The organism is Stutzerimonas kirkiae, from assembly GCF_004327335.1.
Lineage (GTDB): Bacteria > Pseudomonadota > Gammaproteobacteria > Pseudomonadales > Pseudomonadaceae > Stutzerimonas > Stutzerimonas kirkiae.
This window is the reverse complement of the sequence record NZ_QJUO01000001.1, coordinates 343,823-369,899: the sequence shown is the minus strand read 5'-3', so window position 1 is coordinate 369,899 and position 26,077 is coordinate 343,823. Positions and strand designations below refer to the sequence as shown.

Genomic DNA, 26,077 nt, shown 5'->3' with positions numbered 1-26,077 from the left:
AAGGCGGGAGTGCTATCTACGATGCAGGCTCGAAGCCTAAGGGTGCGCACGTCTTCCCAGTCCTTCCCCCGATGATCAGTCGGGGACTATTGCCCATTGACAGGGCTGAAGTCGAGATACAAGGGTGTGCCATGCGCACCGGGGATGGCGGAGTCGATCATCCAGGAGCCCGCGGCGCATCCCGCGCAAGGCCCTTGCGCGAAGGCGGGCGCTCCATGCCAAGGCCTTCGACAAACGCGCTGGGGCTGGACGAAAAGCCGTTCGTTTTCCAACCGAAACCAACGCTGTCCGACTGTCCAGCCCCCAGCGCCTTCGGCGGCGCTTTGAGCGCATAGCGCGATCGCCCTGTGCTCGGTCGTTTCGTGGCGGCGCATATCCATTTTCTTTCCGGTATAATGCCGCGCCTTCGAACCGGCCCGACGCTGGTTTTCATAGCGCCAGCCGGCGCCTGTTCAAAGAGAGGCACGACGATGAGCGCACTGGTTGGCGTGATCATGGGTTCCAAGTCCGATTGGAGCACCCTCAGCCACACGGCGGACATGCTGGAAAAACTCGGCATCCCCTTCGAGGTCAAGGTGGTGTCCGCCCACCGCACCCCCGACCTGCTGTTCCGGTACGCCGAACAGGCCGAGGAGCGCGGCATCCAGGTGATCATCGCCGGTGCCGGCGGTGCCGCCCACCTGCCGGGCATGTGCGCGGCCAAGACCCACCTGCCGGTGCTCGGCGTGCCGGTGCAGTCGTCGATGCTCTCGGGCGTCGACTCGCTGCTGTCCATCGTGCAGATGCCGGCGGGCGTGCCGGTCGCCACCCTGGCCATCGGCAAGGCCGGCGCGGTGAACGCCGCGCTGCTGGCCGCCAGCATCCTCGGCCACCAGCACCCGCAGTTCCACGCCGCGCTCAAGCAGTTCCGCAGCGAGCAGACGGAAACCGTGCTCAACAACCCGGATCCGCGTGAGGCCTGACAGATGAAGATCGGTGTAATCGGTGGCGGCCAACTGGGCCGCATGCTGGCCCTGGCCGGTACCCCGCTGGGCATGGACTTCGCCTTCCTCGACCCGGCGCCCGACGCCTGTGCCCAGGCGCTCGGCGAGCATATCCGCGCCGATTACAGCGATCAGGAGCACCTGCGCCAGTTGGCCGATGAAGTGGACCTGGTCACCTTCGAGTTCGAAAGCGTGCCGGCGGAAACCGTCGCCTTCCTCTCGCAGTTCGTGCCGGTCTACCCGAGCGCCGAGTCGCTGCGCATCGCCCGCGACCGCTGGTTCGAGAAATCCATGTTCCGCGAGTTGGGCATTCCCACCCCGGAATTCGCCGATATCCAGTCCCAGGCCGACCTGGAGGCCGCCGTGGCCGCCATCGGCCTGCCGGCGGTGATGAAGACCCGCACCCTGGGCTACGACGGCAAGGGCCAGAAGGTCCTGCGCCAGCCGGCGGACGTGGCCGGCGCCTTCGCCGAACTGGGCAGCGTGCCGTGCATCCTCGAAGGCTTCGTGCCCTTCACTGGCGAAGTGTCGCTGATCGCCGTGCGTGCCCGCGATGGCGAGACGCGCTTCTACCCGCTGGTGCACAACACCCACGACAGCGGCATCCTCGCCCTGTCCGTGGCCAGCAACGGCCACCCGCTGCAGGCGCTGGCCGAGGACTATGTCGGCCGGGTGCTGGAGCGGCTGGAGTATGTCGGCGTGCTGGCCTTCGAGTTCTTCGAGGTGGACGGCGGCCTGAAGGCCAACGAAATCGCCCCGCGCGTACACAACTCCGGCCACTGGACCATCGAAGGCGCCGAGTGCAGCCAGTTCGAGAACCACCTGCGCGCCGTCGCCGGCCTGCCGCTGGGCTCCACTGCCAAGCTGGGCGAGAGCGCCATGCTCAACTTCATCGGCTCGGTGCCTTCGGTGGACAAGGTGATCGCCATTGCCGACTGCCACCTGCACCACTACGGCAAGGCCTTCAAGGCCGGCCGCAAGGTCGGCCACGCCACCCTGCGCAGCGCCGACCGCGCCACCCTCGATCAGCGCATCGCCGAAGTCGAGGCGCTGATCGAGGGCTGAAGGCCAGGGCTTGAAATAGGTTGGGCGGGCCCCGCAGCCCGTGCCACAGCGACTCCAAGCGATACTCAGGTGCGCTGTGGCCGCTCTTCGTAGTGGTGCCAGATACGCAGGATCACCAGCGCCTCGCCCTGGGCGGAATAACGGATGATATAGCGCCCGAAGACGGCATCCCGGATGGACGCCGGGGCTGGCGCCAATTCGACGCTCCGTCTCATCTGGGGAAACAGACGGATGTTCTCGATGCGGGTGATCAGCTCCGTCGCGATGCGCGCGGCGGCCTGCGGGTCGTGTTCGGTGATAAATGCCCGCAGGCGCGCCAGGTCCGCCACCGCCTCTTGTGAATAGACCAGGTTCACTTCGGTGGCGGTAGTTCATCGGCGCTGCTCCAGCTCTGGAGCCATTCATGCACCGCAGTGCCGGAGACAGCTCGGCCTTGGGCGACCGACTCCATCGCCTCCAGCGTCTCCTGCCAGCGCGCCTGCTCCTGCGCCTGGCGTTCGAAGAACTCCCGGAGCGCCTGGTTGATCAGCCAGCTTTTGCTGCGTTGCAGCTTCTCGGCCATCTCGGCCAGCTTCTCTTCAAGCTCGGGCTGCAGTCGAACGGTCGTCACGCTCATTGGGGTGCCCTCCATAGGTTCGAATGCAATGTATTACCTTGTATTCATACGAACAAGGCGGGATGCCGAGCGGAGGCTGTCGTAGGCAGTCCGGGACTTTGTCTGTTCCTATACCGTTGGCGGTATCCTGATGCCCGTGTGTCGCGAGCCCGGCCAGCCCCTCTACGAAACACGCGTGAACCCATCCACGGGGCTCTTCGTCGGCATCCCTGCCGACGAAGGTTTCTCCGAGGGGCTGGCCGGGCTCGCGGTCAATATCGAAGTGACCATAAGAAGAAGCGACTCCTTGCTTACAACACCCGTCATTCCCGCGAAGGCGGGAATCCATAGGGGGTTGTACGGTATCTGGGATGGAAAGTGATGTCTCTGCTTCAGGGTGGCCATGATCGTGAAATGTGAACTACTTGGCAGATTGAGGCGCTCGATATTGACGCCATTCTTCGCGTCCGTATGCTGGCGATTCGGAGCGTAGAAACTCCTTTCAGGCGGGCAAAGCCGCACCCCGGAAGCACTTGCGGTTTATTTCTGAAAGGTTCTCTGATGAAAAACCGCGAAACTCAAAGTTCGCTCAGGTTTTTACGACTATCAATACTCGGCGGACCGCCGTCGCCGCGAGCCCTGCAAGGTCAGTCCTGCAGTTCCCTTTATTTTGTTGAAAGGTTATTGGTTGGAAAAAGCTAATTTCCTAATTGATAAAGTTGTAAGTGTCGAGGTGCGAGAAAATCAGGTGATATTAAAAATTGAAGATTGTTGATCCTGCCTGTATGGGCTATTACTTGGTGGCGTAGTGCGTGTTGGTATCCATGTAAGTCGTGGTGGCTTTATATTTCTTGGTTACTCGCGTGGACGGTTTGTAATTCCAAACGGGATGTGTACGGATGGCGCTACTTCACTTGCGGTTGCAAGATGTCGAGATTGGTCATCAAAGAAGATATGCGGTTGAAGAACGTCTAGGATCAGTTTTTTATCAATGCCGCCAAGGAAGAATGCGTCGTTAGCAATTACTCCCCAGCTCTTAAGTGTGTTTATAGCACGTTCGTGAGAGGGGGCGTTTCGTGCAGTTACAATTGAGACGCGTAGCCTGTTTTTGTAAGTTTGATCAATTCCCTTACGAAACTCTTCGGCGCGCTGTATTTTAGATATACGCACGAGAAAATTTTTCAAAGGACCACTTCCATGTGGTTCCATGACATTGGCGGTTTCATGAGTGTGAAACTTCTCAAGATTGCCTTCCTGCATCACGGTTTCCGATACATCATCTGCGAGTACACCATCAAAGTCGAATGCAATTCTTAGCGTGTTGTCGTTTGGGTCATCAATGATTTTTGAGTCCATTACATAACCAGCAGGAAGGCCTTTGGCTATCGCTTCTAGAACATCACTCTGATTTGCTGATAAAAACAAAGAGATGTTAAGGGCATTAATATATGCGTACGGTGATAGTCCTTGCTGAAATATGGCTCTTGATATCCCTAATCCGTGATGCTGAATGGAGTTCATAACACGTAATCCAGTATCAGGATCATTGCGCGAAAGAAGTACGACCTCAACCAATGGGTCTTCGTCTTCGGTGCTTAGGTCATTTAATGAAAGCAATCGTTTTATAAAGGAAAATGCGATGCCAGGCATGAGTGGGGAGTTTTTATGCTTTTCCTGATATTTCCGGTAATTTTCCTCGCCTTCGGTTCGGAATACTTTATCAGATTCGCTCAAGTCGAACATGGCGCTTGACGCTACGCCAACGACTAATCGATCTTTTAATTCATAGGGCATAAATATTCCTGTGATTGATAAAGTTTCAAATGAGTCTTGAAAATTATTGGGATTAAAACGAAGGGTTGTATTCGTCAAGTCATGCTGGGGGCTTTGAGCGTAGTATAATTGTCTTCTTTTTTGGTCCTGATGGTGTGCGGAATAAATGTCAAACTCTTTTGTTGTCGAGTTTCGCGCTATTTGTTATGAGATTAAAATAGGCTTAATTATTCATAAAAATTGATTGTATCGGACAGTTGTGCACCTTTTCATGGGGCGACGTGTAGGGCTTTATAGCGCCGACAATCCACCCTAATTGCTAGGAATTGGATACAGCGTTTGGATCAATCCTCCTGCGCCTTCACCGTCTTCGGCGACAGCCTCAGGCTGCGCAGGCTGCGTTTGACGCTTTTCAGGTGGTTGACCAGGTCCGGGCCGCGGGCCATGGCGACACCCATGGCCAGCACGTCGATCACCACCAGGTGGGCGATACGCGAGGTCAGCGGGGTGTAGATCTCAGTGTCTTCCTGCACGTCGATGGCCAGGTGCACCGTGGCCAGGTCCGCCAGCGGCGTCTGGCTCGGGCACAGGGTGACCAGGGTGGCGCCGCTCTCGCGTACCACGTTGGCGGTGATCAGCAGGTCCTTGGAGCGGCCGGACTGGGAAATGCAGATCGCCACGTCGGTGGGTTTCAGCGTGACCGCCGACATCGCCTGCATATGCGGGTCGGAATAGGCGGCGGCGGACAGCAACAGGCGGAAGAACTTGTGCTGGGCATCGGTGGCCACCGCGCCGGAAGCGCCGAAGCCGTAGAACTCCACTCGCTCGGCTTTGGCCATGGCGGTGATGGCGCGCTGCAGCGCCTCCGGGTCGAGATGCTCGCGCACCTCGATCAGCGTGTGCAGCGTGGTATCGAAAATCTTCAGGCTGAAATCGGCCACCGCGTCGTTCTCGCTGATGGCGAACTGGCCGAAGCTGGCGCCGGCGGCCAGGCTCTGCGCCAGCTTCAACTTGAGGTCCTGGAAGCCCAGGCAGCCGATGGCGCGGCAGAAGCGCACTATGGTCGGCTCGCTGACCCCTACGCTATGGGCCAGGTCGGCCATGGAACTGTGCATCACCGCCGTCGGGTCGAGCAGGACATGGTCGGCCACCTTCAACTCCGACTTGCGCAGCGAGGGTCTCGATTGGGCGATGTGTTGCAGCAGATTCACGATAGCGGCTCGCTTTTCGGCGTGCTGGCCACGATTGGCTGGCCAGGGTGGTTGTAGTGGGCCTGTAGTTATACTACAAGAAACATCTGAACGCCCACCCGCCTGTGCTTGGATAGCAGGGTGATTGTGCTATACACGGCAAACAGCCGAAAACAGCGCTGGAGGGCTGGACGAAAGAGCGTGGCAACCGGTGTTTTTCGTCCAGCCTCCAGCGCTTTTATCGAAGGCACCCTGCCTTGGATGGCGCCGTGGCTTGTGTCAGGGTGTCTGCGCTCGATTGATCTGGAGGGATACCGTGGCTTTTTCCTGCGACATGCTGGTGTTTGGCGGTACCGGCGACCTGGCACTGCACAAGCTGATCCCGGCGCTCTATCACTTGCACCGCGACGGGCGCCTGCATGCCGATGTGCGCATCCTCGCGCTGGCGCGCCGCCACCTGGCGCGGGAGCAATACCTGGCGCTGGCCGAACGGCACTGCCGGGCGCAGGTGGCGCGGGCGGACTTCCAGAAGGAGGCCTGGCAGGGCTTCGCCCAGCGCCTGGACTACTTCGCCATGGATGCCTCGCAGCGCGGCGAGTTCACCCGCCTGGCGCGCCACCTGGGCGGTGACCGCGAACGGGTGCGGGTGCATTACCTGGCCACCGCGCCCGACCTGTTCGAGCCGATCGCCAACAACCTGCACACCGCCGGGTTGGCCGGCGAGCAGGCGCGCATCGTGCTGGAGAAGCCGATCGGCCATTCGCTGGAGTCGGCGCTGGCGATCAACGCCGCCATCGGCCTAGTGTTCGCCGAGCCGCGCATCTATCGCATCGACCACTACCTGGGCAAGGAGACTGTGCAGAACCTGATGGCGCTGCGCTTCGCCAATGCCTTGTTCGAGCCGGTCTGGCGCGCCGGGCATATCGAGCATGTGCAGATCACCGTGGCGGAAACCCTCGGCGTGGAGAACCGCGGCAGCTACTACGACAACGCCGGGGCGATGCGCGACATGCTGCAGAACCACCTGCTGCAACTGCTCTGCCTGGTGGCGATGGAGGCGCCGGTGCGCTTCGACGCCGAGGCGGTGCGCAACGAGAAGGTCAAGGTGCTGGAGGCGCTCAAGCCCATCGCCGGCCTCGACGTGCAGGACAAGACCGTGCGTGGCCAGTACGGCGCCGGCAAGGTCGGCGGGCAGGATGTGCAGGCGTACTACTTCGAGAAAAATGTGGATAACGACAGTGATACCGAGACCTTCGTCGCGGTTCAGGCGGAGATCGACAACTGGCGCTGGGCCGGCGTGCCCTTCTACCTGCGCACCGGCAAGCGCATGGCGCGCAAGCGCTCGGAGATCGTCATCACCTTCAAGCCGGTGCCGCACCTGCTGTTCGAGGAGGAACAGTGCAATCGCCTGGTGATCAGCCTGCAGCCGGAGGAAAGCATCAGCCTGCACCTGATGGCCAAGGCGCCGGGCAAGGGCATGCAACTGGAGCCGGTGGAGCTGGACCTGAACCTGGCCAAGGCCTTCCGCCAGGCGCGGCGCTGGGACGCCTACGAGCGGCTGCTGCTGGACGTGATCGAGGGCGATTCGACGCTGTTCATGCGCCGCGACGAGGTCGAGGCGGCCTGGCGCTGGGTCGATCCGATCCTCAAGGGCTGGCAGGGCCACTACCGCAAGCCAAGGCCCTATCCCTCCGGGGTCGACGGCCCGGAGCTGGCCCGGCAGTTGCTGGACCGGCGCGGGCATGACTGGTGGCCTTGAGCAACCTCCTGCACGTCAGGGCGCTATTGCGATGGTTCGGACTGCCTTGCGGAGCCCCTCTCCCGCGAGGGGAGAGGGAGAAATGCAGCTTCGCGCCCTCGCGATTCATTCTGCAAAGACCTTGAGAGGCCTGGCTCTCAGGACGCGGCAAACACCTCATCCAGCGTCCTGGCGTCGAGCACGTTGTCGGTCCAGCGCTCCAGCTCCGCTACATCGGCGGCCTGGATACGCGCCTGGGTCGTGGGGCTCAGTTCGCCGAAGCGGCGAGTCAGGTGTTTCGACAGGGCGCCCCGAGGCCTTGCTCGATCCCTTGTGTGACTCCTTGCTCGAAGCCCCTGGCCTGTGCCTTGCGCTCGAACGAGCTGACATAAGGCATGATCGCTTCCTCCTGTAGCTGGGTTATGTGCTCGTCGTAGTAGTCGCCCGCCTCGGCTGGCAAGGCCACCATCCATTCGAGGAAGATCACCAGGCGCCCGATCGACTGCCGGTCCAGCCCCTGGCGGAGGGCCAGGCGGTAGAAGCCGATCAGGTTGTCGGCCCGCTGGCGGCCATCGCGGACCAGCTTGGCGGTGAGCTGCGCCGCCACCAGCAGGGCGAAGGGGTTGTCGCTGTGCCGCAGGCTGTCCATGTCGCCCCGCAAATCCAGCAGTTTGCAGGTGCGAAAGCTGAAGGTGACGCCGCTGCCGGCGAGATGGCTGGAGAAGCGTTCGGGGCGAAAGGCCGGATCGCTGTCGGTCAGCACCGCCAGGCTGATCACCGGTTGCCGGTAGCGCTCGCGGATACCGCTGTAGTAGCGGTACATGCGCTCGGCGAAATCCCGCTCCGGCTCGCCCTGCACCTCGGTGTGGATCAGCAGCCAGTGCTGCGCACCATCCAGCAGCTTTACCCTGGCCAGCTTGTCGACGTAGCGCCGGCCATCTTCGGCAGCGCGGGTGATCTTCTGCAATTCCTTGTCGAGGAAGACCGGTGGCTGGCGCCAGTCGATCAGGCCGTCGATATCCGGGAACAGCAGTTGCAGGAAGGGCCGGAAGAAGACTTCCAGGGCTTCCTTCCAGGGGGAGTCGTGGTCTTCGTTCATGTCGAGGGCAGGCCATCGGTATCGATTTCCCGCCAAACCTGCGGGCAACCGGCATTGGGAGCAATGGCGGTGAATCGAGTCTGTGAGGCCCGTCACACAACAGGATCCGGGTATGTGACGCGCTGCACATTGCGATGGTCGAGCGGGACGCTACCGGGCTGGCGATAGGCCCGCGTGCACCGTGGGTATGGCCTCGAATGAACGATACTTCCCGATCTTGCGTCACGTTTTGTTACGAATTGCCAGGCTGCGGTTCGTCGGTTGATTTTCATCGACTGAATGGCGCCGTTCTTTCCAGCCTGTTCCGGGTATATAGGCGTGAGAATTCCGGCGGAATATATCCGGTCACTCGCCTGTGTGCATTCGGCGGTATCCGGATAGTTGCAGAAAGTTGTTATGGCCTTCTGCAATGGGGGTTGTGGCGAAATCCCAAGGTTGTTTTGAAAGTGTCTGTCCTGGGTTGGCAGATCCAGCATTTTCGCGGCTTACAGGGCTGCCGAAAGCACTCTGGGGAGCATGCCGATATGGCACGGCATGAATGTGGAAGTTGGCCGAGAATATCGCCCAGATATCGACAGGGCCGGCCTGTCCTTGGGTTGTTACATGCGCCGATCTATGTTTGCCTGTAAAGGAATTCAATCAACTACCCACAAGGATTTGTTTTGAGTTTCGTTCAAGTAACACTCCGCCGCCCAAACGACGGCGATGGTTACAACCTCCATCGACTGGTGGCGCGTTGCCAGCCACTGGATACCAATTCGGTTTATTGCAACCTGCTGCAGTGCACCGATTTCTCCGATACCTCGATCGCCGCCGAGAATGCCCAGGGGCAACTGGTCGGCTTCATCTCCGGTTATCGCCCTCCTTCCCGTAGCGACACGCTGTTCGTCTGGCAGGTCGCCGTGGATGCCACGATGCGCGGCCAGGGCCTGGCCCTGCGCATGCTGCTGGGACTGGTCGAGCGCTGCGCCGAGCAGGGTGTGCGTTACCTGGAAACCACCATCTCGCCGGACAACGGCGCATCCCAGGCCCTTTTCAGGAAAGCCTTCGCACGGCTCGGCATCGACTGCCAGACCCGTGTGCTGTTTTCCCGGGCCGCACATTTCGATGGCCGGCATGAGGACGAGGTGCTGTATCGCGCCGGTCCCTTCGCCGCCACCGCCAGATATCAAGGAGCAGACATGAATGTTTTCGAGTTGAACGAGTCATCGGTGCGGAGTTATTGCCGTTCCTTTCCCGTGGTCTTCAAGCAGGCGCGCGGCGCCGAACTGATCACCCGCGACGGTAAGCACTACATCGACTTCCTGGCCGGCGCCGGCACGCTCAACTACGGGCACAACCACCCGGTGCTCAAGCAGGCGCTGCTCGACTATATCGCCGGCGATGGCCTGGCCCATGGCCTGGATATGTATTCCGAGGCCAAGGAGCGCTTCCTGGAAACCTTCAACCGGCTGATCCTCGAACCGCGCGGTATGGGTGACTACCTGATGCAGTTCACCGGGCCGACCGGCTCCAACGCGGTGGAGGCCGCGCTGAAACTGGCGCGCAAGGTCACCGGGCGCAGCAACGTGATCAGTTTCACCAATGGCTTCCACGGTTGCAGCATCGGCTCGCTGGCGGCCACCGGCAACCAGCACCACCGTGGCGCGGCCGGTATTTCGCTGAGCGATATCAGCCGCATGCCCTATGCCAACTATTTCGGCGACAAGGCCGACACCATCGGCATGATCGACAAGCTGCTGGCCGACCCCAGCAGCGGTATCGACAAGCCGGCAGCGGTGATCGTCGAGGTGCTGCAGGGCGAGGGCGGCCTGAATGCCGCGTCCGCCGAGTGGATGCGCAAGCTGGAGAAGCTCTGCCGCAAGCACGACATGCTGCTGATCGTCGACGATATCCAGGCCGGTTGCGGGCGTACCGGCAGCTTCTTCAGTTTCGAGGGCATGGGCATCCAGCCGGACATGATTACCCTGTCCAAGTCCCTCAGCGGCTTTGGCGTGCCCTTCGCCATGGTGGTGTTGCGCAAGGAGCTGGACCAGTGGCAGCCCGGCGAGCACAACGGTACCTTCCGTGGCAACAACCATGCTTTCGTCACCGCCGCGGCGGCGCTGGAGCATTTCTGGCGCGATGACGGCTTCGCCCGCAGCGTGCTCGCCAAGGGCCAGCGTATCGCCGATGGCATGGCGCGTATCGTGCGCCGGCATGGCCCGGGTTCGCTGTCGGTCAAGGGGCGCGGGATGATGCTCGGTATTCGCTGCCCGGATGGCGAGATCGCTTCGGCGATCTGCCGCCATGCCTTCGACAACGGCCTGGTGATCGAGACCAGCGGCCCCCATGGCGAGGTGGTCAAGTGCCTGTGCCCGCTGGTGATCAGCGACGAGCAGATCGACCAGGCGCTGGGCATCCTCGACAAGGCCTTCGCCGCCGTGCTGTCCAACCTGCCCGCCGAAAAAGCATCCTGAGGAGCCGAACATGATCGTAAGAACCCTGGCCGAGGCCGAACGCAGCGAGCGCCGAGTCGTCAGCGAGAACTGGGAAAGCACGCGGATGTTGCTCAAGGGCGACAACATGGGCTTTTCCTTCCATATCACCACTATCTATGCCGGCACCGAGACGCATATCTGGTACCGCAACCACCTGGAGTCGGTGTATTGCGTCAGCGGCGAAGGCGAGATCGAGACCCTGGCCGACGGCAAGGTCTACCCGATCCGCCCCGGCACGCTGTATGTCCTCGACCAGCATGACGAGCACCTGCTGCGCGGTACCACGGAAATGAAGATGGCCTGTGTCTTCAATCCGCCGCTGAATGGCCAGGAAGTGCATGACGCGGACGGCGTCTATCCGTTGGAGGCAGCGGCAAGCGGCAAGCTCTAAGCGGCAAGCTGGAGATAACGCTTCGAAAAGAGCGCTGGAAAGCTGGAGGTTGGACGAGAACGCGAGGCGCCCCATGCTGATCGTCCAGCCTCCAGCCTCCAGCCTCCAGCCTCCAGCCGTTTTATCGCGCGCCTTGCTCCGGGGCCGACGACATAGCGCGATCGCCCTGTTCTATCTCCCCCCGCATGTAGATAATGGCGCACGAATTGGCGCCGGGCCGCGCGATCGTGGATGAAAGCGGTAACAGGCCCTAAATCCGACATATCTCCGGGGCGCCTCCCCGGGATGGAACACACCCATGACGGGACGTTGAATCTCGATGCATACCGTAGAAAAAATCGGCGGCACTTCCATGAGCCGCTTCGAGGAAGTCCTCGACAATATCCTTATCGGCCAGCGCCAGGGGGCTGCACTGTACCGGCGGATTTTCGTGGTGTCGGCCTACAGCGGCATGACCAACCTGCTGCTGGAACACAAGAAGACCGGCGAGCCGGGTGTCTACCAGCGCTTCGCCGAGGCGCACAACGAGAGCGCCTGGTGCGAGACCCTCGAGACGGTGCGCGGGCTGATGCTGGAGAAGAACGCCGAACTGTTCGGCGATGCGCCCGAGTTGCAGGACGCCGACGAGTTCATCAACACGCGGATCGACGATGCCCGCGACTGCATGCTCAGCCTGCAGCGCCTGTGCGCCTATGGCCACTTCCAGCTCAGCGAGCACCTGATGAAGGTGCGCGAGATGCTCGCTTCCCTCGGTGAGGCCCACAGTGCCTACAACTCGGTACTGGCGCTCAGGCAGCGGGATGTCAATGCGCGCATGGCCGATCTGACCGGCTGGCACCGCGACCGCCCGCTGCCCTTCGAGGACATGGTGCGCGAAAGCTTCGAAGACTTCGACTTCGAGCACGAACTGGTGGTGGCCACCGGTTATACCCATTGCAGCGAAGGGCTGATGAACACCTTCGACCGTGGCTATAGCGAGATCACCTTCGCGCAGATCGCCGCCGCCACCGGTGCCCACGAGGCGATCATCCACAAGGAGTTCCACCTCAGCAGCGCCGATCCGAACCTGGTCGGGGCGGACAGGGTGGTGACCATCGGTCGTACCAACTACGACGTGGCCGACCAGCTTTCCAACCTCGGCATGGAGGCGATCCACCCGCGCGCGGCCAAGACCCTGCGCCGCGCCGGCATCGAGTTGCGCATCAAGAACGCCTTCGAGCCGGAGCACGGCGGCACGCTGATCAGCCAGTCCTACCGCAGCGAGCGGCCCTGCGTGGAGATCATCGCCGGGCGCAAGGATGTCTTCGGCATCGAGGTGTTCGACCAGGACATGCTCGGCGACCTGGCCTACGACATCGAAATCACCCGCATGCTGAAGAAGCTCAAGCTCTACCTGGTGAACAAGGATTCCGACGCCAACAGCATCACCTACTACCTGTCCGGCTCGCGCAAGCTGATCAACCGCGCGGCCCGGCTGATCGAGGAGCAGTACCCGAGGGCGGAAGTGACGGTACACAACATCGCCATCGTCTCGGCCATCGGCTCGCACATGAAGGTCAAGGGCATCCTGGCCAAGACCGCCGCCGCCCTGGCGGAGGCCGGCATCAGCATCCAGGCGCTGCACCAGTCGATCCGCCAGGTGGAGATGCAGTGCGTGGTCAACGAAGAGGACTACGACGCTGCGATCATCGCCCTGCACCAGGCGTTGATCGAGCCGGAGAACCATAAAGGGGTGATCGCCGCGGCCTGACGGCAGAGGCCATGAAGCCGAGAAGAGCGCTGGAGGCCGAACGAGGACAAAGCCTGCTGTCTGCGGCTGTTTCGATGCGCCTGGCGAGGTTGCCCGCCAGGCGCAGGCTGCTAGAATCGCGGCCTTTCCCGCTTCCCTGATCCCGTTACGACCATGCGCACTGAACTCTTGTCCCCCGCCGGCACCCTCAAATCCATGCGTTACGCCTTCGCCTATGGTGCCGATGCGGTGTATGCCGGGCAGCCACGCTACAGCCTGAGGGTGCGCAACAACGAGTTCGACCATGCCAACCTCAAGCTCGGCATCGACGAGGCCCATGCCCAGGGCAAGCAGTTCTACGTGGTGGTCAATATCGCGCCGCACAACGCCAAGCTGAAGACCTTCATCAAGGACCTGGAGCCGGTGGTGGCGATGGGGCCGGATGCGCTGATCATGTCCGATCCCGGCCTGATCATGCTGGTTCGCCAGCATTTCCCGCAGATGAACATCCACCTCTCGGTGCAGGCCAACGCGGTCAACTGGGCCAGCGTGAAGTTCTGGCACGAGCAGGGCCTGACCCGGGCGATCCTCTCCCGCGAATTGTCGCTGGAAGAGATCGGCGAGATCCGCGGGCGGGTGCCGGGCATGGAGCTGGAAGTCTTCGTCCATGGTGCGCTGTGCATGGCCTACTCCGGGCGCTGCCTGCTGTCGGGCTATATCAACAAGCGCGATCCGAACCAGGGCACCTGCACCAATGCCTGCCGTTGGGAGTACAAGACCCACGAAGCGCAAGAGAACGAAGTCGGCGACATCGTGCACGTGCACGAGCCGATCCCGGTGCAACCGGTAGAGCCGACCCTGGGCGTCGGTGCGCCGACCGACCGGGTGGTGCTGCTGGAGGAACTGAACCGCCCCGGCGAGTTCATGTCCGCCTTCGAGGATGAGCACGGCACCTACATCATGAACTCCAAGGACCTGCGCGCGGTGCAGCACGTCGAGCGGCTGGTGCGGATGGGCGTGCATTCGCTGAAGATCGAGGGGCGCACCAAGTCCCACTACTATGTGGCGCGCACCGCCCAGGTGTACCGCAAGGCCATCGACGATGCGCTGGCCGGGCGCCCGTTCGACAAGTCGCTGATGGACACCCTGGAGTCCCTGGCCCATCGCGGCTACACCGAGGGTTTCCTGCGCCGCCATGTGCATGACGAGTACCAGAACTACGAGCGCGGCTTCTCGCTGTCCGAGCGCCAGCAGTTCGTCGGCGAACTGACCGGCGAGCGCCGCAACGGCCTGGCCGAGGTCAAGGTGAAGAACCGTTTCGCGCTGGGTGACCGCCTGGAGCTGATGACGCCCCAGGGCAACCTCAACCTGCGCCTGGAAGCCCTGGAGAACCGCAAGGGCGAGCGGGTCGAGGTGGCGCCGGGCGATGGCCATACCCTGTATATGCCGGTGCCGGAACACGTGGACCTGCAATACGCCCTGCTGATGCGCGAACTGGACGGCGGTGCCACCACCCGCGGTTGAAGGCCGCGCCCACAGGGGCGGCCTTGGCCCGCAGCGTTATTCGCGCTGAGGGGGCCATCCGGCCGGCATCAGGCGCTCAGGTTGAGTTGGCTGCCGAGGCTGTTCCGGGCGCTGAGGCTGTACTGTTCGACCAGCTTGGCGATCAGCGCCGAGAAGTCCGTTCCCGTGGCGCTGCCGGCCGACGAGGCGGTCGCCTCGAACAGGCTGCTCAATTCGTCCTGGTCGATACTGCCATCAGCGTTGACATCCAGCTCGCCGAACAGCTCCTCGCTGTCGCCGCTGCTGGCCGGGGGTGGCGGTGGTGGGGCCAGGGCGCCCAGCTCGTCGAGGTTGAGGCTGCCGTCGCCGTCGCTGTCCAGTTCGTCGAGCAATGCGCTGCTAGTGCCGCTGCCGCTGCCGAACAGGGCGGACAGTTCATCGCTGTCGATGCTGCCGTTGCCGTCCGCGTCCAGTTGGCTGAACAGTTCCTCGGTATCGGCGCCGCCCGCGGAAGGTGGCGGTGGTGGCGGCGGCGCCAGGGCGGCGACTTCCTCGCTGTCGAGGCTGCCATCGCCATTGGCATCGAGCTGGCCGAGCAATGCGTCGATATCTATGGTCGAGGTGCTTTCCTCGCTGTCCGAGGTCGAGCTCAGCGCGCTGGACAGTTCATCCTTGCTGACGCTGCCGTCACTGTCGCTGTCCAGCAGGCTGAACAGCTTTTCCTGTATTTCCTTCGCACCCCCGGCGCTGTCGCTGCCATTGCTGGCGCTGCTGCGCTGGGTGCTGGCGTACGTCGAGGCATAGGTATAGCTCGAGTATCCACTGACGCCACTGATCATGAGTGTTACTCCCCTGTCTGGCATGCCGGAGGGACTTCTCCAGTGATGCCAGGATGGGGCGGGCATGTGTCGCCGGTATGTGGTCTTTGTATCGGCGCCGATACCGGATTCAGCGCGGTAGCCGGAGGATGGCGGTCAGGCCACCGCCGGGGGTTTCTTCCAGGGTGATGTCGCCGCCCTGGCGCCGCGCGGCTTCGCGGGCGATGGTCAGGCCCAGGCCGACCCCGCCGGAGCTGCGGTTGCGCGAGCCCTCGAGGCGGAAGAAGGCTTCGAATACCGCCTCATGCTGGGCCTTGTCGATGCCCGGGCCATGGTCGATGACCCGTATTTCGACCGCCTCCCGGCTGTCGCACAGCGCGATCTCGGCATGTCCGGCATAGCGCAGGGCATTCCCCAGCAGGTTGCCGACGCAGGAGCGCAATGCCAGCGGTTGTGCCATCAGCGGCCCGCACTGCCCACGCACGCTGACATCGGCATCGTGTTCCTGGGCGTCCTCCGCCATGGATTCGACCAGTGCCTGCAGGTCCAGGCGCTGCGGCGTTTCACTGTCGCGCTGCTCGTGCAGGTAGCGCAGGGTCGCGTCGAACATGGCGATCATCTCGCCCAGGTCGTGGTCCATGCGCTCGCGCAGCGGCTGGTCGGGAATCTGTTCCAGGCGCAGCTTGAGGCGCGCCAGCGGCGTACGCAGGTCGTGCGACACCGCTGCCAGCATACGCGTACGCTGCTGCACCTGGCCGCGGATGCGCTGCTGCATGCGGTTGAAGGCGCGGGCGGCCAGGCGCGTCTCGCGTGGACCGGTTTCGGCCATGGGTGGGCTGTCGAGGTCCTCGGCCAGTTGCTCGGCGGCCTCGGCCAGGCGCCGGATCGGCCGGCTGAGCAGGCGCGCGCCGTACCAGGCGGCGGCCAGCAGGGTGAGCAACTGGAAGCCGAGCACGATCAGCGGGCCATCGATCTCGAGGCCGTGTGTGGGGGCCTCCGGTGGCGGCATGGGCGGCATATCCTCGCCATACGCCTCTGGCGGCGGCAGGCCGGGGCCGTGAGCATGTTGCTCCGCGGGCGGCGGGTGCTCCCCATAGTGGCTGAACCAGGCGAAGGCCAGGGCGTGAGCGAGCAGGATGGCGGCCAGGAACACGCCGAGCAGGCGGGCGAACAGGCTGTCGGCGCGATGCATCAGTGGATCTCGGCAACGTCGAACAGATAGCCTTCGCCACGCACCGTCTTGATCAGCGATGGGTTGCGCGGGTTGTCGTCGAGCTTCTGCCGCAGGCGGGAGACGAGCAGGTCGATACTGCGATCGAAGGCCTCGATGGAGCGCCCGCGCGCGGCATCGAGCAGCAACTCGCGGCTGAGTACCCGGCGTGGTCGCTCGATGAAGGCCCAGAGCAGGCGGAACTCCGCGTTCGACAATGGCACCAGCAGACCGCTGGCCGATTGTAATTGGCGCAGTGCGCAGTGCAACGTCCAGCCGGAGAAATGCAGCAGGCTCGGCGGTTCGTCGCGTCCGCCCTCGCGGCCATCGCGCACCCGCCGCAGGATGCTCTGGATGCGGGCCACCAGTTCGCGCGGCTCGAAGGGCTTGGCCATGTAGTCGTCGGCACCCAGTTCCAGGCCGATGATACGGTCGGTAGGCTCGCAGCGAGCGGTGAGCATCAGGATCGGGATCGCCGAGCTGGCGCGCAGTTCACGGCACAGGCACAGGCCGTCTTCGCCGGGCAGCATGAGGTCGAGGATGATCACGTCGAAGTGCGCCTGGGCCATGGCGCGGCGCATGCCCGTGCCATCGCCGACGGCTTCGCTGTCGATGTTGAAGCGGATCAGGTAGTCGCCGAGCAGTCCCCGCAGCTCCTGGTTGTCATCGACGATCAGGGCGCGGGTCGTGCGTGGGCGCGGCTCAAGGGCGGAAGAGGCATGCACTGGAGGCAGGCTCCATTTGCGAAGGGTGGAGGATAGGGTGTCGTCCCGGCTACCGGGTCTCATGCTCGGTGCTGCGGGTATCCGGAGCATGTCGGCTATGTATCCTAACCGACACAAAGCCGGGCCGTTGGCATTCCGAGCATCAGGTGCCGGAGGGCCGCCGCACATCCGTAGGAGCGGCCTTGGCCGCGAATAGCCTTGCCGGCAGGCACTTCGCGGGCGAGCCCGCGCCTATGGCAACAGACCATGGGCCCTGATGAATTCCAGGAGTCGCGCCGCTTCCACGGGTTTGCACAGCAGGTAGCCCTGCACCTCGTCGCAGCCCTGCGCGGCGAGGAAATCCATCTGGGCCTGGATCTCGACGCCTTCGGCGACGGCCTTGAGTCCCAGTGCATGGACCATGGCGATGATCGCCCGGGCGATGGCGGCACCTTCGTCGGTGAGGTCGAGTTCGCTGATGAACGAGCGGTCGATCTTGACGTAGTTGACCGGGAAGCGCTTCAGGTAGCTCAGGGAGGAGTAGCCGGTGCCGAAGTCGTCGATGGCCAGTTGCACGCCGAGGGCACGCAACTGGCGGCAGATGTTGATGGCGTTGTCGATGTCGTCCAGCAACTGGCTTTCGGTCAGTTCCAGCTCCAGGCGTTCGGGGGCCAGCCCGGTTTCTTCGAGCACCTGGCGTACCAGGCTGACGAAGTTCCCCTGGCGCAACTGCTTGACTGACAGGTTGACCGAAACACGCAGGTCGGCCTCGCCCGCTTGTCGCCACTGGTGCGTCTGCTGGCAGGCCTGGCGCAGCACCTGCTCGCCCAGTGGAATGATCAGCCCGGTTTCCTCGGCCAGGTCAATGAACTGCCCTGGGGCGATCAGGCCGTGCTCGGGATGTCGCCAGCGCACCAGGGCCTCGACCGCTTCGATGCGTTTGCTGTGCAGGTCCAGGCGGGGTTGGTAGAAGACTTCCAACTGCCCGCTGCTGAGGGCCTTGCGCAACTCGTGCTCCATCTGCAGCTTTTCCAGGCTGGAGGTGCGCAGGCCGTCGGTGAAGAATTGCAGGGTGTTGCCGCCCAGGTGCTTGGCCTGTTGCATGGCGATATTCGCCCGGCGCAGCAGGTCGGAAGGGTCGCGGGCATGCTCGGGCATCAGGCTGATGCCGATGGAGGCGCTGATCACCAGCTCGCGGTTCTCGATGAGGATCGGCTTGCGGATCTTCGACAGCAGTTTTCTGCCGATCTGGCTCAGGCTCGACAGGCTCTGGTGGGTATCGAGCAGAATGGCGAACTCGTCGCCCGACAGGCGGGCGATGGCCTCCGCGTTGGGCAGGGTGTGCATCAGGCGGCGCGATATCTGGTACAGCAGGCGGTCCGCGACTTCGTGGCCAAGGCTGTCATTGAGGATCTTGAAACGGTCCAGGTCGATATACAGCAACGTCAGGCTGCTGCCGGGGCGGATATGCTGGCAGGCCTCCTGCAACTGCTCCTGCAACTGCCGGCGATTGGCCAGGCCGGTCAGTTCATCGTAATGGGTCAGGTAGCGCAGGCGCTCTTCGACCTGGCGGCGCTGGCTGACATCGGAGACGAAGGCGATGATGTTGGTGATCTCGCCGCGCTCGTCGCGGGCCACGCGCAAGCGCACCCACTGGGGATAGAGCTGGCCGTCCTTGCGCGACTCGACCAGTTCGCCCTGCCAGCAGCCTTCCTGTTGCAGCGCTTCGTGGATGGTCAGGAACTGCTCGCGCAGATCGGGCGAGGAGGTCAGTTCCATGATGTCCCGGCCAACGATGTCCTGCCGCGAGTAGCCCGAAAGCCGGCAGAAGGCCTCGTTGAGCTCCAGTACCCGGTAGCTTGCGTCGAGAATCAGGATGCCTTCGGCGGCAACCTCGAAAGCCGCCGCCGCCAGGCGTGTACGTTCGCTCTGCGAATCCTTCCCTTTGTCCCGCGCTGCGCTCGTGTCGGCATCTTCCTGGCCGACACGGTCTGGTGTATGCGGGGAGCGGGCTTGATCAGTCATCGTCTTTTCTTGTACTTATCCGGCGTTCGGGTCGAGGGGCGATTGGTGAAGTCTTCTGGAAAGGGGAAACTGGCTGACCGAGCCACCGCTGTCAACTCACCGTTGGGCGGGTATCCCATGGTCCAGGGGTAGCGCTGTTTCGCGTAACGGACAGATTCAGGCATTTGCGGCTAGAATGCCGCGATGCACGATGACATATCCCACCTCCTGAACTCCCTCAACGATGCCCAGCGCCAGGCGGTCACCGCGCCGCTCGGGCGGCAACTGGTGCTGGCCGGCGCCGGCTCCGGCAAGACCCGTGTGCTGGTGCACCGTATCGCCTGGCTGCACCAGGTCGAACAGGCTTCGCTGCACTCGATCCTGGCGGTCACCTTCACCAACAAGGCCGCCGCCGAGATGCGCCAGCGCCTGGAGCAACTGCTGCAGGTCAACCCGCAACGCATGTGGGTCGGCACCTTCCACGGCCTGGCGCACCGCCTGCTGCGGGCGCACTGGCAGGAGGCGGGGCTGGCGCAGAATTTCCAGATCCTCGATTCCGACGACCAGCAACGCCTGGTCAAGCGAGTGATCCGCGAGCTGGGGCTGGACGACAACAAGTGGCCGGCGCGCCAGGCCCAGTGGTTCATCAACGGGCAGAAGGACGAAGGCCACCGGCCGCAGAACATCCAGGCCAGTGGCGACCTGTTCCTGGCCACCATGCGTTCGATCTACGAAGCCTATGAAGCCGCCTGCGCGCGCGCCGGGGTGATCGACTTCTCCGAGCTGCTGCTGCGCGCGCTGGAACTGTGGCGCGACCACCCAGGCTTGCTGGCGCATTATCAGCGGCGCTTCCGGCATATGCTAGTGGACGAGTTCCAGGACACCAACGCCGTGCAGTACGCCTGGCTGCGGTTTCTTGCCGCAGGCGGCGACAGCCTGATGGTAGTGGGCGACGACGACCAGTCGATCTACGGCTGGCGCGGCGCGCGGGTGGAGAACCTGCACCAGTTCAGCGCCGATTTCAGCGATGCCCGGACCATCCGCCTGGAGCAGAACTACCGTTCCACCGCTGGCATCCTCAAGGCGGCCAACGCATTGATCGCCAACAACCAGGGGCGCCTGGGCAAGGAGCTGTGGACCGACGGCGACGAGGGCGAGCCGCTCAGCCTGTACGCCGCCTTCAACGAGCACGACGAAGCGCGCTATGTGGTCGAGAGCATCGAGTCGGCACTGAAGACCGGCCTGTCGCGCAGCGAGATCGCTATACTCTACCGCTCCAACGCCCAGTCGCGGGTGCTGGAGGAAGCCTTGCTGCGCGAGCGCATTCCCTATCGCATCTATGGCGGCCAGCGCTTCTTCGAGCGCGCCGAGATCAAGAACGCCATGGCCTACCTGCGGTTGATCCAGACCCGCCACAACGATGCGGCGCTGGAGCGGGTGATCAACGTGCCGGCGCGCGGCATCGGCGAGAAGACCGTCGAGGCGCTGCGGCAGATGGCGCGCGATGAAGAGGTTTCGCTGTGGACCGCGCTGCACCAGGCGGTCGGCCTCAAGCGCGTTTCCGGGCGTGCCGCCGGTGCGCTGAATGCCTTCGTCGAGCTGATCGACAGCCTGGCCCTGCAGGTCGAGGGCCTGCAACTGCACAGCATGGCGCAGCGGGTCATCGAGCAGTCCGGCCTGCTGGCCTACCACCGCGACGAGAAGGGCGAGAAGGCCCAGGCGCGGGTGGAAAACCTCGAGGAACTGGTGTCCGCCGCCCGCGCCTTCGACAACTACAGCGACGAGAGCGAGGAGGGCGGCGAGGGCGAGCCACAGACACCGCTGGCGGCCTTCCTCGACCACGCCTCGCTGGAGGCCGGCGAGCAGCAGGCCGGCGAGCACGAGGACAGCGTGCAACTGATGACCCTGCACAGCGCCAAGGGCCTGGAGTTCCCGCAGGTGTTCCTGGTCGGCATGGAGGAGGGGCTATTCCCGCACAAGATGAGCCTGGAGGAGCCGGGACGGCTGGAGGAGGAGCGGCGCCTGGCCTATGTCGGCATCACCCGGGCGATGCGCCAGTTGACCATCACCTACGCCGAAACCCGACGCCTGTACGGCAGCGAGACCTATAACAAAGTGTCGCGTTTCGTCCGCGAGATTCCGCCCGAGCTGATCCGCGAAGTGCGCCTGAGCAACAGTGTCAGCCGCTCCTATGGCGGCTCCCGCGCCAGTAGCGGCAGTTCGCTGTTCGCTGGCGCCAGCGTGCCGGATACGCCCTTCAGTCTTGGCCAGCGGGTCAGCCATTCGCTGTTCGGCGAGGGCACCATCCTCAATTTCGAAGGCTCGGGCGCCCAGGCCCGGGTACAGGTCAATTTCGAGAGCGAAGGCAGCAAGTGGCTGATGTTGAGCTACGCCAAGCTGCAGGCATTGTAATTTCCCCAGAGAGAAGAGAGTCGATGAAACGCCGTAACCTGTTCGGCGCCGCGCTGGCGCTGTGCACCGCCTTCATGCTGTCGGGCTGCAAGGAAAAGGCTGCCGTGGCAGCGGAAACCGGGGCGGCGGCCACGGAGCCGTCCAGGGTCTACCACTGGAAGATGGTCACCGCCTGGCCGAAGAACTACCCTGGCCTCGGCACTTCCGCCGAGCGCCTGGCCGAGCGCGTCACCGCCATGAGCGGCGGGCGCCTGACCATCAAGGTCTATGCCGCCGGCGAACTGGTGCCGGCACTGGAAGTCTTCGATTCGGTGTCCCGCGGTACGGTGGAATTGGGGCATGGCGCGTCCTATTACTGGAAGGGCAAGGTGCCGACCGCGCAGTTCTTCACTTCCGTGCCGTTCGGCCTGTCCACCCTGGAAATGAATGCCTGGCTGAGCAAGGGCGATGGCCTGGCGCTGTGGCAGGAGGCCTATGCGCCGTTCGGCGTGAAGCCGATGGCGGCGGGCAATTCCGGCATGCAGATGGGTGGCTGGTTCAACAAGGAAATCAATGGCCTGGCGGATCTCCAGGGGCTGAAGATCCGTACCCCCGGCCTGGGCGGGGAAGTGTTCAGCCGGCTGGGGGCGATCAGCGTCAACCTGCCCGGTGGCGAAGTGTTCACTGCCCTGCAGACCGGCGCCATCGACGCCACCGACTGGGTCAGCCCCTACAATGACCTGGCCTTCGGCCTGCACAAGGCGGCCCGCTATTACTATTACCCGGCCTGGCAGGAGCCGCAGGCGGTGATCGAGCTGCTGGTCAATCAGCAGGCCTTCGACAGCCTGCCCGAGGACCTGCAGGCGATCCTCTCCGAGGCCGTACGCGCCGCCAACCAGGACATGCTCGACGATTACGTCTACCACAATGCCCTGGCGCTGCAGCAGTTGCAGGAGCAGGGCGTGGAGCTGAAGCGCTTCCCCGACGAGGTGCTGCAGGCGATGCAGCGCGAGTCGGCGCAGGTGCTCGATGAACTGGCGGCGCAGGGCGAGTTGAACGGGCGTATCTGGCAGTCGATGCGGGCCTTCCAGCAGCGGGCGGCGGCCATGCACGAGCTGTCGGAGAAGGAACTCTACAACTGGCGCTGAGCGGCGGGTGCTGGCCCGCCGACAGGGCTATCAGCGGGGCACGTCGAAGGACAGCGTGGCGACGTGCACCACGCTCTCATAGCGCTTGCCTTCCACCGTGGCCGCGCCGTTGACCTCGGCGGTCACTTCCAGCACATAGCGTGCGGGGAAGACCGGGTCGAGGGTGACACTGCCGTCTTCGGCGGGCTTGAGCGTGCGGTTCCACTGTTCCGAGGTATAGACGTTGACCTGCGAGGCGGAAACCACGCTGCCCTTCCAGTGCAGCTTGAAGGTGTTGCCGCCCGGCGTGGTCGGCACCAGTTCCAGGTCGTTGACCGCCTTGGTTTCACCGCGCCCTTCCTTGGCTTCGTAGATCACCAGCTTCCCGCCTTCGGGCAGCTTGGCCTGCAGGCGCAGGTCGCCGGCTACCGGGGCGCTGATCAGGTAGCCGTTCGCTTCGACGCGGGGTGCTTCGCCCTTGCCCTCGGCCAGCCGCACGGCTGGCTCCCGCAGCTTGCCCAGGTCGAGATGCTCGCCAGGCTGGAATTCGCTGAGATAGGCCTTCGCGGGTTGCCCGGCGCTACGCTCGATCCACAGGTAGTCGGCTTGCGCCATGGGCAAGGCGAACAGAGTACCCAGGCCCAGGGTGGTGCGCAGGCTATTGAACGGCGTCATTTGCTAATACCTCGTCGGTTGGTTTCCAGGGGCGAGAAACGCGTTCTCATATATAGAGACGGATGAGCCTGCGAAAACCCGCACCCTTGACCGGTATTCAATTTGCCACGGACCGTTCAACGGCCCAGCCAGACACCGTTGTTGCGCCGCTCGCAGGTGTTCCTGAGCGCCGCCAGCGCATGCTGCGAGCCATAGTAGAGAATGTCCTGGCGGTACAGCGTGCCGGGCGTCTGGGCATTCCGGCAGGTGGCGATGGCGCCGCCCGGGCACTGCTCGGTGAAGCTGATCGTGGCCTTGCGCCCGTTGATCCGTGGCTGGCAGAAGCCGGCGCGGAATATGTGCGGCGGGATGCTGCGGTTCTGCTGGCAGACGCTCATATTCGCCGATGCCTCCTGGGGGACGATCAGGCAGGCTTCGGCCAGGGCCTGGCCGGAGGCCGCCAGTAACAGGATCAGGGTCAACAGGCGCATGGCAGCCTCGTCGGGTAGGGGATTAAGGCCGGGATTATGGCATTCTTCCAGGCGATTTTCGTATAGGGGCCTGCCATGCTGAGCGCGATTCCCACCCACCTGATCGCCGGCCCGCTCGGGGCTGGCAAGACCAGCCTGCTGCGTGCCCTGTTGGCGCAGAAGCCGGCAGGTGAGCGTTGGGCGATCCTGATCAATGAATTCGGCCTCGTTGGCCTGGATGCCGCGCTGCTGAGCGGAACGGCGGATGACGTGAGCTTCGCCGAGGTGGCCGGCGGCTGCCTGTGCTGCGTCAATGGCGTGCCGTTCCAGGTGGGGCTGAATCGCTTGCTGCGCAAGGCCCGGCCGGATCGCCTGTTCATCGAGCCATCCGGGCTGGGCCATCCGCACGAACTGCTGGGGCAACTGGCCGGTCAGCCCTGGCATGAGGTGCTGGCCCTGCAACCCTGCGTGCTGGTGCTGGATGCGGCCGCCCTGGCCGGGGGGCATGGGTTGCCAGCGTATCCGGAGGCGTTGCTGGTGCGAACGGGGCTACTGGTGCTGAACAAATGCGAGCATCTGACGGAGCCTCGGCGTGCGTTGCTCGCCGATCGGTTGCCGGCACTGCCGATCGCCTGGGTGCGCCATGGCGAACTGGCCCTCGAACGCTTGCCTGGCATTGCCTGCCGGGCGGTAGAGCGCTCGCCGTCGTTACCCGCAGTGGGCGCGGGGCCGTTGCCATTGGCAAGCCTGTGGCTGGACCTGGCCCAGCCGATCTGCCAGCACCAGGTGCAGGATGAGGGCTGGAGCATCGGCTGGCGTTGGCACCCGAGCCAGCGCTTCGACCTGGCCAGGGTGCAGGGCTGGCTGGCCGGGCTGGGCTGGCGACGGGCCAAGCTGGTCATGCGGGGGCACGATCACTGGCAGTCGGCGAATGCCCTCGAGGGCGAGGCCCTGCACTGGCGGGCCACGGAGTGGCGCAAGGATTCCCGGCTCGAATTGATCTTCGCCCGTCCACAGGATGTCGCGGCGCTGGAGCGTGAGCTTGCGGGCTGCAGGATAGTGGCTGCCGGGCCATGAGCGGCGCTCAATCCCGCGGGCGGCGCCGTTCGTCCAGTTGAATGACATTCGGCGGTTGCGGCCCGGCGTCGAACGGGTGGGGTTCGAGTTCGATATGGCCCGGGTGCGGGCCGAACATGGTGACGCTGCCCTGGTGGCGCTGTTCGCCGGTGACGGTGAACTCGAAACCGTAGATGCGCGCCAGGCGCCGCCGGCCCTTGCGGTCGCGCACGAACGCAAGGCGGCGGAAGGCCACGTTCTCGTCCAGCCACTCGACATCCTGGCGCTTGCAGTACTGGCGTACCGCCGCCAGCGCGCGCTCGCGGATGCCGTGGGAGTGCCACAGCCAGGCGGCAACGCCGCCGAGCAGCATGAAGATGAACAAATTTTCCAGCGTCAGCATGCAATGGACCTTGGCCGTAGGTTCAGCTTTCCAGCCAGACATCCCTGGCCCAGTGCCAGACCGAATCCCATGTCTCGTCGGTCAGTTCACCACTGGCACCATCCCACAATGTCACCTGGCCTTCCAGGTCGACCACATAATAATCGTGCCCATCCTGGCAGATCGGTAGCAGATCGCGGGGTACGCCATCGTCCCAGGCATTGGCGGCCACCTCTGGCAGGAAGGTATGGGACTGCGGATCGGTCGCTGTCACCGGCTCCAACCGGCCATACACGACATCGCTGACCTGCAGCAGGAATTCCCGCAGTTCGAAGGGCAGGTTGATCAGCAACTGCTCCTCGATCTCCACCAGCAGCTCATCGTCCGGCAACTCCAGCGGCACGGGTACCGGTTCGTTGAGACTGCGCAATTGCTCGATGACTTCTTCCACGGCATATCCTCCCAGACAATGATTTTATCCAGCCTGCAGCGTAGAACGTGATTTGGAAAGATTCCCGAGCACCATGCGACGCGCAAAGAAAAGCCCGCGCGGGGCGGGCTTCGGGACGTTTCATGGACTACGGCGGGCAGCCCGAAACCGATATGGCTATATCTGGCGCACTCGGCGGGATTCGAACCCACGACCCCTGCCTTCGGAGGGCAGTACTCTATCCAGCTGAGCTACGAGTGCGTTGCGGGGCGCAATCATACGCAT

22 protein-coding genes, 1 tRNA gene and 3 pseudogenes are annotated in these 26,077 nt (G+C 63.5%); 12 read left to right on the top strand and 14 right to left on the bottom strand.

Going from position 1 to position 26,077, the window contains the following annotated elements:
- The first annotated feature begins 470 nt into the window (after positions 1 to 470).
- Together purE and DNJ95_RS01630 are read left to right on the top strand one after the other, a co-directional pair.
- Entirely contained in the window at positions 471 to 962 is a 492-nt protein-coding gene (purE, locus tag DNJ95_RS01635; RefSeq protein WP_131182982.1) for a 5-(carboxyamino)imidazole ribonucleotide mutase, read from the top strand.
- Between the two features lie 3 nt (positions 963 to 965).
- The gene (locus DNJ95_RS01630; protein WP_131182981.1) at positions 966 to 2,048 is read left to right on the top strand and encodes a 5-(carboxyamino)imidazole ribonucleotide synthase; all 1,083 of its coding nucleotides are present in this window, start codon (positions 966 to 968) and stop codon (positions 2,046 to 2,048) included.
- 65 nt (positions 2,049 to 2,113) lie between these two features.
- On the opposite strand, the gene DNJ95_RS01625 is transcribed toward DNJ95_RS01630, so the two are convergent.
- Positions 2,114 to 2,404, bottom strand: a complete 291-nt coding sequence (locus tag DNJ95_RS01625; protein ID WP_131182980.1) for a type II toxin-antitoxin system RelE/ParE family toxin — start codon at positions 2,402 to 2,404, stop codon at positions 2,114 to 2,116.
- Positions 2,401 to 2,664: a CopG family ribbon-helix-helix protein gene (locus DNJ95_RS01620; protein ID WP_131182979.1), complete on the bottom strand. Its 264-nt coding sequence runs from the start codon at positions 2,662 to 2,664 to the stop codon at positions 2,401 to 2,403. The genes DNJ95_RS01625 and DNJ95_RS01620 overlap by 4 nt, the downstream gene beginning before the upstream one ends.
- A 610-nt stretch (positions 2,665 to 3,274) precedes the next feature.
- Here DNJ95_RS01620 and DNJ95_RS19770 point away from each other — a divergent pair.
- A pseudogene (locus tag DNJ95_RS19770) lies at positions 3,275 to 3,418 on the top strand (SymE family type I addiction module toxin); the annotation flags it as partial.
- Positions 3,419 to 3,498: 80 nt separating this feature from the next.
- On the opposite strand, the gene DNJ95_RS01610 reads toward DNJ95_RS19770, so the two are convergent.
- Together DNJ95_RS01610 and hexR are read right to left on the bottom strand one after the other, a co-directional pair.
- On the bottom strand, positions 3,499 to 4,437 hold the full coding sequence (locus DNJ95_RS01610) for a 5'-nucleotidase (protein ID WP_131182977.1): 939 nt from the start codon (positions 4,435 to 4,437) through the stop codon (positions 3,499 to 3,501).
- A 323-nt stretch (positions 4,438 to 4,760) separates the two neighbouring features.
- Entirely contained in the window at positions 4,761 to 5,627 is an 867-nt protein-coding gene (hexR, locus tag DNJ95_RS01605) for a transcriptional regulator HexR (RefSeq protein WP_131182976.1), read from the bottom strand.
- 295 nt (positions 5,628 to 5,922) lie between these two features.
- Here hexR and zwf point away from each other — a divergent pair, with 295 nt between their 5' ends.
- Positions 5,923 to 7,365, top strand: coding sequence for a glucose-6-phosphate dehydrogenase (gene zwf, locus DNJ95_RS01600; RefSeq protein ID WP_131182975.1), 1,443 nt, complete (start codon positions 5,923 to 5,925; stop codon positions 7,363 to 7,365).
- A 268-nt stretch (positions 7,366 to 7,633) separates the two neighbouring features.
- On the opposite strand, the gene DNJ95_RS19400 is transcribed toward zwf, so the two are convergent.
- Entirely contained in the window at positions 7,634 to 8,443 is an 810-nt protein-coding gene (locus tag DNJ95_RS19400; protein ID WP_242671861.1) for an RpnC/YadD family protein, read from the bottom strand.
- Between the two features lie 662 nt (positions 8,444 to 9,105).
- On the opposite strand from DNJ95_RS19400, the pseudogene ectA reads away from it, so the two are divergent.
- From ectA to trhP, 5 genes and pseudogenes are all read left to right on the top strand, one after another.
- Positions 9,106 to 9,582: pseudogene (gene ectA / locus DNJ95_RS19395) on the top strand (diaminobutyrate acetyltransferase); the annotation flags it as partial.
- 42 nt (positions 9,583 to 9,624) lie between these two features.
- Positions 9,625 to 10,902, top strand: a complete 1,278-nt coding sequence (gene ectB, locus DNJ95_RS01590) for a diaminobutyrate--2-oxoglutarate transaminase (RefSeq protein ID WP_207388727.1) — start codon at positions 9,625 to 9,627, stop codon at positions 10,900 to 10,902.
- A gap of 10 nt (positions 10,903 to 10,912) precedes the next feature.
- Positions 10,913 to 11,314 carry an ectoine synthase gene (locus DNJ95_RS01585; protein WP_131182973.1) on the top strand — a complete coding sequence of 134 codons (402 nt, stop codon included), beginning with the start codon at positions 10,913 to 10,915 and terminating at the stop codon, positions 11,312 to 11,314.
- 319 nt (positions 11,315 to 11,633) lie between these two features.
- A complete protein-coding gene (locus tag DNJ95_RS01580) occupies positions 11,634 to 13,064 on the top strand; it encodes an aspartate kinase (RefSeq protein WP_131182972.1) in 1,431 nt (476 codons plus the stop codon).
- Positions 13,065 to 13,217: 153 nt separating this feature from the next.
- Positions 13,218 to 14,567, top strand: a complete 1,350-nt coding sequence (trhP, locus tag DNJ95_RS01575) for a prephenate-dependent tRNA uridine(34) hydroxylase TrhP (protein ID WP_131182971.1) — start codon at positions 13,218 to 13,220, stop codon at positions 14,565 to 14,567.
- A gap of 68 nt (positions 14,568 to 14,635) precedes the next feature.
- Here trhP and xopAW read toward each other — a convergent pair whose 3' ends face one another.
- From xopAW to DNJ95_RS01555, 4 genes and pseudogenes are all read right to left on the bottom strand, one after another.
- A complete protein-coding gene (gene xopAW, locus DNJ95_RS01570; protein WP_165491551.1) occupies positions 14,636 to 15,385 on the bottom strand; it encodes a XopAW family type III secretion system calcium-binding effector in 750 nt (249 codons plus the stop codon).
- A 109-nt stretch (positions 15,386 to 15,494) separates the two neighbouring features.
- Complete coding sequence (locus DNJ95_RS01565; protein WP_131182969.1) at positions 15,495 to 16,559, bottom strand: ATP-binding protein; 1,065 nt, start codon at positions 16,557 to 16,559, stop codon at positions 15,495 to 15,497.
- Complete coding sequence (locus DNJ95_RS01560; protein WP_242671862.1) at positions 16,556 to 17,299, bottom strand: response regulator; 744 nt, start codon at positions 17,297 to 17,299, stop codon at positions 16,556 to 16,558. Before DNJ95_RS01560 ends, DNJ95_RS01565 begins: the two co-directional genes overlap by 4 nt.
- A 231-nt stretch (positions 17,300 to 17,530) precedes the next feature.
- A pseudogene (locus DNJ95_RS01555) lies at positions 17,531 to 19,267 on the bottom strand (putative bifunctional diguanylate cyclase/phosphodiesterase); the annotation flags it as partial.
- A gap of 219 nt (positions 19,268 to 19,486) precedes the next feature.
- Here DNJ95_RS01555 and uvrD point away from each other — a divergent pair.
- Positions 19,487 to 21,694, top strand: a complete 2,208-nt coding sequence (gene uvrD / locus DNJ95_RS01550; RefSeq protein ID WP_131182966.1) for a DNA helicase II — start codon at positions 19,487 to 19,489, stop codon at positions 21,692 to 21,694.
- 23 nt (positions 21,695 to 21,717) lie between these two features.
- Positions 21,718 to 22,821 (top strand): TRAP transporter substrate-binding protein, encoded by a 1,104-nt coding sequence (locus DNJ95_RS01545; RefSeq protein ID WP_131182965.1) that lies wholly within the window; start codon positions 21,718 to 21,720, stop codon positions 22,819 to 22,821.
- Positions 22,822 to 22,851: 30 nt separating this feature from the next.
- Here DNJ95_RS01545 and DNJ95_RS01540 read toward each other — a convergent pair whose 3' ends face one another.
- Both DNJ95_RS01540 and DNJ95_RS01535 read right to left on the bottom strand, forming a co-directional pair.
- Positions 22,852 to 23,475, bottom strand: coding sequence for a hypothetical protein (locus DNJ95_RS01540; protein ID WP_131182964.1), 624 nt, complete (start codon positions 23,473 to 23,475; stop codon positions 22,852 to 22,854).
- A 116-nt stretch (positions 23,476 to 23,591) separates the two neighbouring features.
- Positions 23,592 to 23,945, bottom strand: a complete 354-nt coding sequence (locus DNJ95_RS01535; protein WP_131182963.1) for an NADH:ubiquinone oxidoreductase — start codon at positions 23,943 to 23,945, stop codon at positions 23,592 to 23,594.
- Between the two features lie 75 nt (positions 23,946 to 24,020).
- Between DNJ95_RS01535 and DNJ95_RS01530 the strand changes: the two genes are divergently transcribed.
- Positions 24,021 to 25,001, top strand: a complete 981-nt coding sequence (locus tag DNJ95_RS01530) for a CobW family GTP-binding protein (protein WP_131182962.1) — start codon at positions 24,021 to 24,023, stop codon at positions 24,999 to 25,001.
- Between the two features lie 7 nt (positions 25,002 to 25,008).
- Here the strand turns inward: DNJ95_RS01530 and DNJ95_RS01525 are convergent, their stop codons facing one another.
- The 3 genes from DNJ95_RS01525 to DNJ95_RS01515 all read right to left on the bottom strand — a co-directional run bounded on the left by DNJ95_RS01525 (position 25,009) and on the right by DNJ95_RS01515 (position 26,053).
- A complete protein-coding gene (locus tag DNJ95_RS01525) occupies positions 25,009 to 25,383 on the bottom strand; it encodes a DUF3301 domain-containing protein (RefSeq protein ID WP_131182961.1) in 375 nt (124 codons plus the stop codon).
- A gap of 22 nt (positions 25,384 to 25,405) precedes the next feature.
- Positions 25,406 to 25,813, bottom strand: a complete 408-nt coding sequence (locus DNJ95_RS01520) for an SMI1/KNR4 family protein (protein WP_131182960.1) — start codon at positions 25,811 to 25,813, stop codon at positions 25,406 to 25,408.
- A gap of 163 nt (positions 25,814 to 25,976) precedes the next feature.
- Positions 25,977 to 26,053: transfer RNA gene (locus tag DNJ95_RS01515), tRNA-Arg, on the bottom strand.
- Positions 26,054 to 26,077: the final 24 nt, after the last annotated feature.

Excerpts from the sequence above, each read along its gene's own strand:
- purE (WP_131182982.1), top strand. The coding sequence starts at position 471 with ATGAGCGCACTGGTTGGCGTGATCATGGGTTCCAAGTCCGATTGGAGC.
- DNJ95_RS01630 (WP_131182981.1), top strand. The coding sequence starts at position 966 with ATGAAGATCGGTGTAATCGGTGGCGGCCAACTGGGCCGCATGCTGGCC.
- DNJ95_RS01620 (WP_131182979.1), bottom strand. The coding sequence starts at position 2,664 with ATGAGCGTGACGACCGTTCGACTGCAGCCCGAGCTTGAAGAGAAGCTG.
- DNJ95_RS01610 (WP_131182977.1), bottom strand. The coding sequence starts at position 4,437 with ATGCCCTATGAATTAAAAGATCGATTAGTCGTTGGCGTAGCGTCAAGC.
- DNJ95_RS19400 (WP_242671861.1), bottom strand. The coding sequence starts at position 8,443 with ATGAACGAAGACCACGACTCCCCCTGGAAGGAAGCCCTGGAAGTCTTC.
- ectB (WP_207388727.1), top strand. The coding sequence starts at position 9,625 with ATGAATGTTTTCGAGTTGAACGAGTCATCGGTGCGGAGTTATTGCCGT.
- DNJ95_RS01585 (WP_131182973.1), top strand. The coding sequence starts at position 10,913 with ATGATCGTAAGAACCCTGGCCGAGGCCGAACGCAGCGAGCGCCGAGTC.
- DNJ95_RS01580 (WP_131182972.1), top strand. The coding sequence starts at position 11,634 with ATGCATACCGTAGAAAAAATCGGCGGCACTTCCATGAGCCGCTTCGAG.
- trhP (WP_131182971.1), top strand. The coding sequence starts at position 13,218 with ATGCGCACTGAACTCTTGTCCCCCGCCGGCACCCTCAAATCCATGCGT.
- xopAW (WP_165491551.1), bottom strand. The coding sequence starts at position 15,385 with ATGATCAGTGGCGTCAGTGGATACTCGAGCTATACCTATGCCTCGACG.
- uvrD (WP_131182966.1), top strand. The coding sequence starts at position 19,487 with ATGCACGATGACATATCCCACCTCCTGAACTCCCTCAACGATGCCCAG.
- DNJ95_RS01545 (WP_131182965.1), top strand. The coding sequence starts at position 21,718 with ATGAAACGCCGTAACCTGTTCGGCGCCGCGCTGGCGCTGTGCACCGCC.
- DNJ95_RS01540 (WP_131182964.1), bottom strand. The coding sequence starts at position 23,475 with ATGACGCCGTTCAATAGCCTGCGCACCACCCTGGGCCTGGGTACTCTG.
- DNJ95_RS01535 (WP_131182963.1), bottom strand. The coding sequence starts at position 23,945 with ATGCGCCTGTTGACCCTGATCCTGTTACTGGCGGCCTCCGGCCAGGCC.
- DNJ95_RS01530 (WP_131182962.1), top strand. The coding sequence starts at position 24,021 with ATGCTGAGCGCGATTCCCACCCACCTGATCGCCGGCCCGCTCGGGGCT.
- DNJ95_RS01525 (WP_131182961.1), bottom strand. The coding sequence starts at position 25,383 with ATGCTGACGCTGGAAAATTTGTTCATCTTCATGCTGCTCGGCGGCGTT.